Raw genomic sequence first — 9,466 nt, forward strand, 5'->3', positions numbered from 1 at the left:
CCCGGATCCGCACCGGCAGCGCCGGGCCGTCCCAGCAGCGGGGCCCGGCCGGCCAGGTTCACCAGGAACCGGGAGGCGACCGCGTCGAGTTGGCGCACGTGCCCGAAGGTGAACTCACGCAGGAACGAGCCCAGGGTCGAGGGCGCATAGCAGCCGCCGAACACCCGTTTCATCGCCCCGTGGCGCAGCACGGCCATGTCATCGATCGAGTCCGCCCCCGTGCACATGCCGGCCACCAGGGCCGCGACCTTCGCCCCGGCGTTGGCGCCCTTGTCGGTCGGCACGCTCAACCGATCTCCGGCCAGCTGGTGCAGGCCGGCCTCGGCGGCCAGTTCCATCACCGGCACCAGCCCGGCGGACCCGATGAGGTTCGGCTCGTCGAAGGAAACTGACACGGCAGCAGGCGTGTGGGAAACTNAAGTCGTCACGGCCTTCGAGCCTTGGAAGCGGCTCACCCGGGCGCACCGCCGACCAGTACGCGGCGAAGGCTAGATCGAAAACTGGCCATCGAGGACGTAATCGAGCAACGCCAGATCGAAGCGAAAGCAACGCAGCTAAGAGGTTCATTCGCCCCGCCGATCCGTGGAGATCGATGCGAGCGGTTGCTTGGACCTCAGTAGGCGGCCGCGGCCCCCAGTCATTGATGGGGGGCAGCTCATCGTTAACCCAGGCCTCTAGCCGCTCCGAGAGGGCGGTCTTGCCGATGCCACCTAGCCCATAGAAGGTAAGCAAATTGTGGCGTTTGGCGCCGACACGATCGTGGCTTTCAACGTACTGGCGGAATGTGGCCAGTGCTGCCTTGAAGGCCGCTGACTCGTGTTCCCGATCTATGAACAACTCCGAGACATGCGGCATGCGAAGGCGATCAAGTGCGCTTCCAGGTGGTTGGACCTCCATTCGCCGAGCTTACATATGGATATTTTCATAACTGTTCACACTTGAAAATTTTTGTCTTGCATCCAGAGAGTTGTGCGACGCCTGGGTTGCCAGACTGGAGCCGGTGCGAGGGAATGCGTGCCCCGGTGCCGGCTTGGAGTGGTTGACCTCGTAGCAGTGTCAGGTGATCCTGACAGTGTCAGGGTTTTATGACACCTCGGAGGTGGACGTGCTCGAGCACGACGGACAGCAGGGCGTGACGGCGCCGCACGCAGCGTGGGAGCTGGGGGCGTGCTTGCTGATCACTCCGTGCCGGTCGACGACCGTGACGGGGTGGCAGTGGCTCAGTTCCTGCGTATGGCCGCTGATGCGTGGGCTGCCGCGAAGACCGAGGAAGCCGTTGATCGTGCTCTGGAGCGGGTGAGGTTCCTGCGCCTACTCGAGCGCGGTGCCGGCGTGGCGTTGCGCGACGCCGTGGGGGACGCCCGGGGCAGCGGGGCCTCGTGGGCCGGGGTGGGATGGGCGTTGAACACCTCCCGGCAGAGTGCCTATGAACGATTCTCCGACTGACACTGCATTTGCTGGAGTCGCAGACAGGTGAGACCGAGTCTTAGGAGCTTTCGGCGCGTTGGCACGTCTCGCAGTCCAAGGGATGCGAGACGTCTCGTCCGGCGAATTTTGCGGCCACGAATTTTTGCGGATTCCCGGGGGTCAGCAAGTCTTGCAACTATGTGCTTTATCTGTGCACCTAGAATCGTGTACTAGACATTGGTTGCGAGACACATAGGGGTTGCCATGGGGAAGCTGATCGGGTACGGGCGAGTGTCGACGCGGCAACAGGATGCAGACCGCCAACTGTCGGACCTTCTGCATGCGGGCGTGCGGCGCGATGACGTCTACGTGGACCATGGAGTGTCTGGAGGACGTGCCTCGCGCCCTCAGCTCGACCGGGCGGTGGCCGCGCTCGAGCCGGGTGACACCCTGGTGATCACCACGTTGGATCGCTTGGGCCGGTCGACGCAGAACATGCTGACCTTCGCCGAAGCGCTGCGGGGGAGAGGTGCCGGTCTGCGGGTGCTCAACCTCGGTGGGGGAGACGTGGACACCGCAACCCCAATGGGTTCGATGGTCTTCACGGTCATGGCTGCGCTGGCGCAGATGGAGCTGGAGATCAAACGCGAACGCATCACCGACTCGGTCGCCAAGCGGCGGGCAGCTGGCAAGGACCTCGGCGGACGACGGCAGACGTTCACCGACTCCCAGATCCGCAACGCCCTGCGGCTCATCGAGGGCGGGGAGCCGGCCACCCAGGTCGCCCGCGACCTCGGGATGTCGAGGGCCACCCTCTACCGGCGGATCCGGGAGCTGCCGCAAGCGACGACCATCTGAGGCCGTCGTTGCCTGTGGACATCGTGATGCGTATAGCGCGCCTGAGCGGGCTTTTCACCGGGCGGGTCAAACGGGCATGACAACCCCGCCTGGTTGCGAGGGCCCCGCACGGGCGCATCTCGCTCCGCTTGAGGTCCGTCATGCGGGCGCGAGCCACGCTGCCCCCTGCTCCGGTCCTGAGTGTCGGAAGCTCCCGGTAGATTCAACGGAAGATCCTTTGGACCCCCCACACAGAAGGACTTCGAATGACGAACACCCTGCTCAGTTCTTTGAGGGATCGCGTCCTCGACGAATCCGAGCCTCTCGCCGGGCTCCTACGCAAGTGCCTGCTGCTCGGAGCCGAAACCGGCTCCGAGTCCCTGCGTCAATGGGCCAGATACGAGCTCAGCGGTTACGACGAGGACGTAGACGTACCCAGTTATCGGCTGCTGCCGCCGCTGCCGATCAAGGTGAACTCGATCAGCGGGAACACCGTAGTCACGGGTCAAACTCTCAATCGCCTGCAACTGCCTGCGGAGGCCCTGGAAGGGGTTCCGGAGTCGTTCCCGCTTCGTCAGCCCGTCGAAGAGCTGGAGAGCCTCACGGGGAGATCTTCCATCTCGTTCACCAGCACGGGATTGGCTTACGCCCAGACCGTCTGGAACGGCCAGCTCGGCCCGTACGAGCAGATCACGGGGATGTCCTACTCGCTTTCCGGCGCGGTGCTCACCGGGGTACTGGGTCAGATCCGTACCCAACTCGTTGACGTCGTCGCTGACCTGACGGCGGAGACTCCTCTGGCCGAGCTACCTAGGAAAGACGCCGTAGACGCCGCCGTGGGTCACCACATCGGCACGCAGTACATCACCACGATCCAGTCCGCCAGCGGGCCGACCGCCATCGGGGACAGGGCCAAGGCCAAGAGCGAAGGGCTGAGCGTCGATGACGCCGTCAACCTCCTCACCGCCGTCCAGAACGCAGCAAGGGACGTACCCGACGACGAGGGGCGAGCCGAGCTGCTAGCGGCGGTCGAAGATCTGCGCGCCGCGACCGAGCAGGAAGCCCCCGACACCGGCGACGTCATGAAGAAGGCAGGCAAGCTACGCACTATTGCGGAGCGCATCGGGGTCCCAGCAGTCACCGCAGCGACAAGCGGGGCGGTCGAGACAATCACCACGTTGGCGCTATCCGGCGCCTTTGGCTGAGCAGCAATACGCGGCATTCTGAAGGTCCCGCTGCATCGGAGCCTTCGAACCTCTAACGGGAAGCACCAAGCGGGGTGGGCGGAACGTCCATTGAAGGTTCCGGTGTGAGCTCTGGAGGCGTTTCCTTCCTCGGTGCCGCGGGGGCATGACATTGGTTCTCGAGCCAGGTGTGATTGTGGGCAGACTGTGCTCATGACTTCTGCCCGTCCGGAGCATCCGTCCATGGCCGACCGACTGGTTCATCTGGCTGGCCAGGCCCCGGCCTCCGTCGGCCTGAGCTCCTCACCCGGAGGCGGAGACGAGGTGCGTTTGCTCGGGCACGGGGAGAGCTTCGCGGCGTGGTTGCTGGAGGCCGGTGGGCAACGAGTGGTGGTGCGGATCGCCCGGCGTCCGGTGGTGGAGTTGCCGCGGCCGATGCGGGAGGAGTTCCACGGGTTGAGCCTGGTGCCCGCCGGCATCGGCCCGCAGGCGCTGGTCCTGGAGGAGTCACCGGACAATCCGTTGGGTGCTCCGTACATGGTGGTCAGTTTCGTGCGCGGTCGGGTCTTGCCACCGGGGCAGTGGACCCCGGCTCTGGTCCGGGCCCACGCCCAGCAGATGGCTCGTCTGCATGCCCAGCGCTTCGACCGCTGCGGTGAACTGACCACCCCGGAGGAGGAACGCCGAGAGACGGTGGACATCGCCGGTCAGTTCGCCGCCGGGCTGGAGTGGTGGTCGGACAACCACCCGGGAGTAATGAACGAGCCCGACGTGACACGACTGGCGCGGGACGTGGGGGCGTATCTGCGGGAGGCGCAGAAGACCTTTGACCGGTTGGCGTCCTTCGTCCTGATCCACGGGGATTTGTTGCTGCCCAACATCCTGGTCTACGACGACACCACGGTTCGTTACATCGACTGGGAGTGGTCGGAGATCGGAGACCCCGCCCAAGACCTGGCTTATCTGGGCGGGCAGATCACCGTGGACCCGTGGCATCTGCCCATGACCCGGGCCCAGACCCGGGATTTGATCGAGGTCTACCTGGCGGCCAGCGAGCACTGGGCGGCCACGGGCACCGTCGACGAGGTGCTGATCCGCCGTGACGCCTGGGAGATCTACGAACGGTTCCTCACGTCCCTACACCACCGCAGCCTCCTGGCCGGCCGCCCCGACCTGACCGAACAGGAGCGGAGCATGTACACCAATGTGGCTACCCACGTCACCCGGGAGTTGGGCCGCCGGCTCGGCTGAGGCCCTCCGGATAGGGTCGTTCCATGGAAGAGGAGATGTTGACCGGCGGCAACTCCACCATCGTCGTACGGGTCGGCCACACTGTCCGCCGCACTGTCGGGCCCTGGACCCTGGCGGTGCACCAGTTACTGGTCCGGTTGCGGGCGGAGGGGATCACCGAGGTCCCGGAGCCTCGCGGGGTGGACGAGGACGGCCGGGAGGTCCTGTCCTACAGCGTCGGGGTGGTGCCTGGCTATCCGCTGCCTGAGTGGGTGTGGGCGGAAACGATCCTGCTGGCGGCGGGCCAGTTGCTGCGCCGGATCCACGACGCGTCCACCGCGCTGGTAGGGGAGGACCTGGTCTGGCAGCTGCCCACCCACCACCCGGTTGAGGTGATCTGCCACAACGACTTTGCCCCGTACAACCTGGTGTTCCGCAACGGTCGGCTGCGCGGGGTGATCGACTTCGACACGGCCTCCCCGGGCCCCAGGATCTGGGACCTCGCCTACCTGGCCTACCGGTTGGTGCCGCTGACCGATAGCGCCGAGGACGGCGGCCCGCCCGCACCCGACCGCGCGGGCCGCCTCCAGTTGCTGATCGACTCCTACGAGATGCCCTACGAGCCCGCGGAACTGCTGGCCGTGGTGGCGGCACGTCTGGACGAGCTCGCGGTGTTCACCGACGCACGAGCCGCCGAGACCGGCCGGGACGACTTCGCCGAGCACGCCGCGATGTATCGCCGCGATCGTGACCGGGTGCTGGCCACCGGTTGACCCTCACCTGGGTGACGCACCGCCCGCAGCGGTGATCGCTGATAGGTTCCCTACCATGAAGACGGTGTGAGTGTCTGCCCTGTGAACGAGGAATCCCTGAGTACGTCAGGAGCACCACCATGTCTCATCCCTCTTCCGCACGCCCGCTGCAGGGCAGGACCGCCCTGGTCATCGGGGTCTCCCGCCGCCGCGGCATCGGCTACGCGGTGGCCGTGGAGCTCGCTTCCCTGGGGGCCAGTGTGTTCTTCCACCACTACAGCCCCCATGACGCGGACCAGCCCTGGGGCGCCGATGACCTCGATGCGGTACGCGCCGGCATCCGGGCCGCTCTGCACGACGGGGCCCTCGCCGGCGACGCCTCCGCGGACTTGAGGGATCCGGACACCGTCGAAGACCTCGTCGAGCAGGCCCACGCCCTGACCGGGCGCCTGGACATCCTCGTCTGCAATCACGCCTGCAGCGGCGGCGACGGGTCCATTCTGGACATGACCGCCGAGACCTTGGACGCGTTCTGGGACACCAACACCCGCTCCACCCTGCTGCTGACCCGGCACTTCGCCCATCGCCGCGCCGCCACGACTGCTCGGTCCGCCTCAGCGCGGCCCGGCGACCGCATCGAAAAGGCCGGGCCCGTGGATGAGCGGGCGGCCGGGCGGGTGTTCTGGATGACCTCGGGCCAGGGCCAGGGGCCGATGCGCGGTGAGGTCGCCTACGCCACCAGCAAGGCCGCTCTGGCCGGGGTAACCCCCACGGTGGCCGCGGAGCTGCTCGACGTGGGAATCGTGTTGAACACCATCAACCCCGGCCCGGTCAACACCGGCTACCTGGACCCGGAGACCACCGACCGGTCCTTGGCGGAGCTCGAGGCGTGGCGGCAGGCCACCCCGTTCGGCCGCTGGGGACACCCGAGAGATCCCGCGCGGCTGATCGGGTGGCTGGCCACCGACCAGGGCGTGTGGGTCGCCGGGCAGGTCATCACCACCGACGGAGGCATGAGTCTGACCTGACCGCACCTTGAGACCCGACAACTCCACTCTGACGAGAACAGCCGTCCCACGGTGATGAGCGGAGCACCGTGGATGTTCCATGATCTAAGCGGTGCAGTAAGGGTTCCTTCGATGGAGGACTTTTCCGGTTGCCGGGTGGGTAAAGTGAGGGTCATGATGCTCAACCGTCTGGCGTGGTGGTGGCTGCGATAGCAGCCGGTTGACGCATGTTCACGGGCTGCACAGCAGCCCGTGCCACCTCGGCGGTCCTGTGTGCAGCTCCCGACCTTCGAGGAGCACACACATGGAGTCCTTCACCGCCGCCGAGCGGCGCTCGGCCGAACTGACCCGCGCCATCGACCGGACCCCGGAGACATTTCGGGTCCTCACCGGGGAACGCCCGACTGGGGCCTTGCACCTCGGCCACTACTTCGGCAGCATCATCGAACGCCTTCGTCTGCAGCGGGCCGGGGTCCAGACGTTCCTGGTGCTGGCCGACTACCAGGTGATCACCGACCGCGACACCACCGCCCGCGTGCAGGAGAACGTGCACAGCGCGGTGCTGGACTACCTGGCCGCCGGCCTGGACCCGCAGCAGACCACGATCTTCGCCCACTCTGCCGTGCCGGCGCTGAACCAGCTGCTGCTGCCCTTCCTGAGCCTGGTCACCGAGGCAGAACTGCACCGCAACCCCACCGTCAAGGCCGAAGCGGCCGCCTCCGGACGGGCGCTGAGCGGCCTTCTATTGACGTATCCGGTGCACCAGGCCGCGGACATCCTCTTCTGCAAGGGCAATTTGGTGCCGGTGGGCAAGGACAACCTGCCCCACGTGGAGATCACCCGTGTCATCGCCCGCCGTTTCAACGACCGCTACGGGCCGGTCTTCCCCGTCCCCGAGGCCCTGCTCACCGCCACCCCGGAAGTGCCGGGGCTGGACGGGCGGAAGATGTCCAAGAGCTACGGCAACACCATCGCCTTGTCCATGACCGCCGATGAGACCGCCACGGTCATCCGCCGCACCACCACGGACTTCGACCGCCGGATCACCTTCGACCCGGACACTCGCCCCGGGGTCTCGGCCCTGCTCTCCACGGCCGCCCTCTGCTTGGACACCACTCCGCAGACGCTGGCCGAACAGATCGGTGACGCCGGCAGTGGACGCCTCAAACAGGTGACCACCGAGGCGGTCAACGAGTTCCTCGCCGGTCACCGCCAACGGCGCCAGCAGCTGGCCCAGGACCCAGACGTCGCCCTGCGAGTCCTGAGGCGAGGGAACGACCACGCCAACGAGTTAGCCGACGACACGCTTTTCGAGGTCAGGAAATCCATGGGAACCGTCTACTGAGGCACCCGTACGTCGCCACTGCAATAGTCCCTACATCCTTGCCGCCGCGGGGGAATAGCGCCTCCGCATCTCCTACTCAGAGGGTGCATTAGGGGTTCCGGTGCACACGGTGGTCGCATATGCAAATATGGGTCCACGCCTGACCTGCACCGAGCAGGGGTGACCGTTTCGGCTTCTGATCGGGCAAGGCCAACAGGGCAGGACCGATTCATCGAAGAGGCGGCATCCTTCAGGCGCTCGAACAAGGGGGATTTGATGGGCACGGACAACTGGGGATCGATCTTCGTCGGAGTGCTGGTTCTGACCATGGGCATCATCGCGATCGTGGCCCGCAAACGCCTTGCCTCGGGCATCGCGGAGGGGCAGCGAACTATGTTCGGGCGCGCGGGGGAGAAGATCGCGCGTCAGTCCAAACCGGCCGGTTTGCTCGTCGCGGGCATTGGCGGTGTGCTCATCGGCGTGACAGCCATCATCTTGGGCATCGTCCTGCCTCCGGAAGCCTTCTAAGCCCTCGTTGAGTGCACAGCACCAGAGAAAGGACAGCCCACCATGTGGTGGCCAGCCATCATCATCGGCAGCGTCATGCTCCTGACCGGACTGGTCTTTGCCTTCCGGCGACATGCGCTGGCTCAGGCCTACGCTGCCCGACGCACACCCCTACCCCGCGATCATCCGCAATACCGGGCTGATCCAGCACTGGGCCCCGGCGTCTTCCTGTTGGCCGGCATCGTGGGCATCCTCGGCGGTCTGGCCGGCCTCTGGGCTGGCATCTTCTAGAGCCTGCTTCCTGGCCATGCCAGCACGCTGCGGCGGAGCCTGATTCAGGACTGATGAAGAGTCGGTGGAGCGCTGTCATGTAGCGATGCGCATGAGGTTCCTTGGTGGTCGATGCCGGCTACTGCGTCTGCACCAGCACGTAACGGTCGAGGCCACCCTGACTGGCCTCGAGCTCGAAGCCGCGGCGGGTGAGAACACGGGCCGAGACGGCGTGGGCCGGGTCGACGTGGGCGATTAGCCGGACCTGGCCGTAGATTTCCGGGACCGTGGACACGGCCAGGTCGACCATGGCTCTGGCCACCCCGCGCCCCCAGTGCTCCGGGGGCACCCAGTAGCCGACTTCCACGCCCTCGTCGCACCGGGTAGAGACGACCAGGCCGACCGCCTCCTCGGCTTCCACGGCGATGAACCACCGGACAGCCCCGCTCTGCTCTACCGGCTCCTGCTGCAGCGCGGCGCGAAGACGGTCCTGGATGGCCTGCGGCGCCCAGGGGCGACCGTCGCCGACGAAGCGGGTCACCCGTTCGTCCGTTGCCAGGCCGGTGAAGAAGGCAGTGTCCATTTCTTGGAACGGGCGCAGATTGATCGAGGGTTGGACGGGCACGGGGAAGACCTCTGGAGTAGGAGCGGAGGGACCCAGCCACCGTATCCGGCACCGAGGGAGCACGCGCAGGTGATCCATGCTCACCCCGTGCCGTGAAGATTGCAGTTCGTGCCTGGTCACCGTGGTGAGCAGTGATGCTGTCCTAACGTGATGAGCATGATCAGTTCCCGACCCGCCCCGGTTGAACAGGCTGTCCTTGCGGACGCGGTGGCCGTGCACGAGCTTCGGCGCCAGATCGAGGGCGCTTGACCCCTGATCTTGGACACGCGGAATCCAGCACGATGCTGGGAGAAGCGAGAATCCAAGGATGGCCAGGAAGAACT

At 66.2% G+C, this 9,466-nt stretch carries 10 protein-coding genes and 1 pseudogene; 9 read left to right on the forward strand and 2 right to left on the reverse strand.

Annotated elements, in window-relative coordinates:
• Positions 1 to 395, reverse strand: a pseudogene (locus ABEA06_RS03190) (IS1380 family transposase); the annotation flags it as partial.
• Between the two features lie 772 nt (positions 396 to 1,167).
• On the opposite strand from ABEA06_RS03190, the gene ABEA06_RS03195 reads away from it, so the two are divergent.
• From ABEA06_RS03195 to ABEA06_RS03235, 9 genes are all read left to right on the forward strand, one after another.
• Positions 1,168 to 1,446, forward strand: coding sequence for a hypothetical protein (locus ABEA06_RS03195; RefSeq protein ID WP_345310524.1), 279 nt, complete (start codon positions 1,168 to 1,170; stop codon positions 1,444 to 1,446).
• A gap of 225 nt (positions 1,447 to 1,671) precedes the next feature.
• On the forward strand, positions 1,672 to 2,265 hold the full coding sequence (locus tag ABEA06_RS03200; RefSeq protein WP_345310525.1) for a recombinase family protein: 594 nt from the start codon (positions 1,672 to 1,674) through the stop codon (positions 2,263 to 2,265).
• A 245-nt stretch (positions 2,266 to 2,510) separates the two neighbouring features.
• Complete coding sequence (locus ABEA06_RS03205; RefSeq protein WP_345310526.1) at positions 2,511 to 3,449, forward strand: AbiTii domain-containing protein; 939 nt, start codon at positions 2,511 to 2,513, stop codon at positions 3,447 to 3,449.
• A gap of 192 nt (positions 3,450 to 3,641) precedes the next feature.
• A complete protein-coding gene (locus ABEA06_RS03210; RefSeq protein WP_345310527.1) occupies positions 3,642 to 4,679 on the forward strand; it encodes a phosphotransferase family protein in 1,038 nt (345 codons plus the stop codon).
• 23 nt (positions 4,680 to 4,702) lie between these two features.
• Positions 4,703 to 5,431 (forward strand): aminoglycoside phosphotransferase family protein, encoded by a 729-nt coding sequence (locus tag ABEA06_RS03215; protein WP_345310528.1) that lies wholly within the window; start codon positions 4,703 to 4,705, stop codon positions 5,429 to 5,431.
• Positions 5,432 to 5,550: 119 nt separating this feature from the next.
• The gene (locus ABEA06_RS03220; protein ID WP_345310529.1) at positions 5,551 to 6,438 is read left to right on the forward strand and encodes an SDR family oxidoreductase; all 888 of its coding nucleotides are present in this window, start codon (positions 5,551 to 5,553) and stop codon (positions 6,436 to 6,438) included.
• Positions 6,439 to 6,721: 283 nt separating this feature from the next.
• A complete protein-coding gene (gene trpS / locus ABEA06_RS03225) occupies positions 6,722 to 7,762 on the forward strand; it encodes a tryptophan--tRNA ligase (RefSeq protein WP_345310530.1) in 1,041 nt (346 codons plus the stop codon).
• 255 nt (positions 7,763 to 8,017) lie between these two features.
• Positions 8,018 to 8,269, forward strand: a complete 252-nt coding sequence (locus ABEA06_RS03230; protein ID WP_345310531.1) for a hypothetical protein — start codon at positions 8,018 to 8,020, stop codon at positions 8,267 to 8,269.
• A gap of 42 nt (positions 8,270 to 8,311) precedes the next feature.
• Positions 8,312 to 8,539, forward strand: a complete 228-nt coding sequence (locus ABEA06_RS03235) for a hypothetical protein (protein ID WP_345310532.1) — start codon at positions 8,312 to 8,314, stop codon at positions 8,537 to 8,539.
• Between the two features lie 118 nt (positions 8,540 to 8,657).
• Here the strand turns inward: ABEA06_RS03235 and ABEA06_RS03240 are convergent, their stop codons facing one another.
• Complete coding sequence (locus ABEA06_RS03240) at positions 8,658 to 9,143, reverse strand: GNAT family N-acetyltransferase (RefSeq protein WP_345310533.1); 486 nt, start codon at positions 9,141 to 9,143, stop codon at positions 8,658 to 8,660.
• Positions 9,144 to 9,466: the final 323 nt, after the last annotated feature.

Origin of the sequence: Kocuria gwangalliensis (genome assembly GCF_039544365.1) — a bacterium.
Classification (GTDB): Bacteria; Actinomycetota; Actinomycetes; order Actinomycetales; family Micrococcaceae; genus Kocuria; species Kocuria gwangalliensis.

Bases quoted from the DNA above. Each gene is read 5' to 3' on its own strand.
- ABEA06_RS03200 (WP_345310525.1), top strand. From the start codon at position 1,672: ATGGGGAAGCTGATCGGGTACGGGCGAGTGTCGACGCGGCAACAGGAT.
- ABEA06_RS03205 (WP_345310526.1), top strand. From the start codon at position 2,511: ATGACGAACACCCTGCTCAGTTCTTTGAGGGATCGCGTCCTCGACGAA.
- ABEA06_RS03210 (WP_345310527.1), top strand. From the start codon at position 3,642: ATGACTTCTGCCCGTCCGGAGCATCCGTCCATGGCCGACCGACTGGTT.
- ABEA06_RS03215 (WP_345310528.1), top strand. From the start codon at position 4,703: ATGGAAGAGGAGATGTTGACCGGCGGCAACTCCACCATCGTCGTACGG.
- ABEA06_RS03220 (WP_345310529.1), top strand. From the start codon at position 5,551: ATGTCTCATCCCTCTTCCGCACGCCCGCTGCAGGGCAGGACCGCCCTG.
- trpS (WP_345310530.1), top strand. From the start codon at position 6,722: ATGGAGTCCTTCACCGCCGCCGAGCGGCGCTCGGCCGAACTGACCCGC.
- ABEA06_RS03230 (WP_345310531.1), top strand. From the start codon at position 8,018: ATGGGCACGGACAACTGGGGATCGATCTTCGTCGGAGTGCTGGTTCTG.
- ABEA06_RS03235 (WP_345310532.1), top strand. From the start codon at position 8,312: ATGTGGTGGCCAGCCATCATCATCGGCAGCGTCATGCTCCTGACCGGA.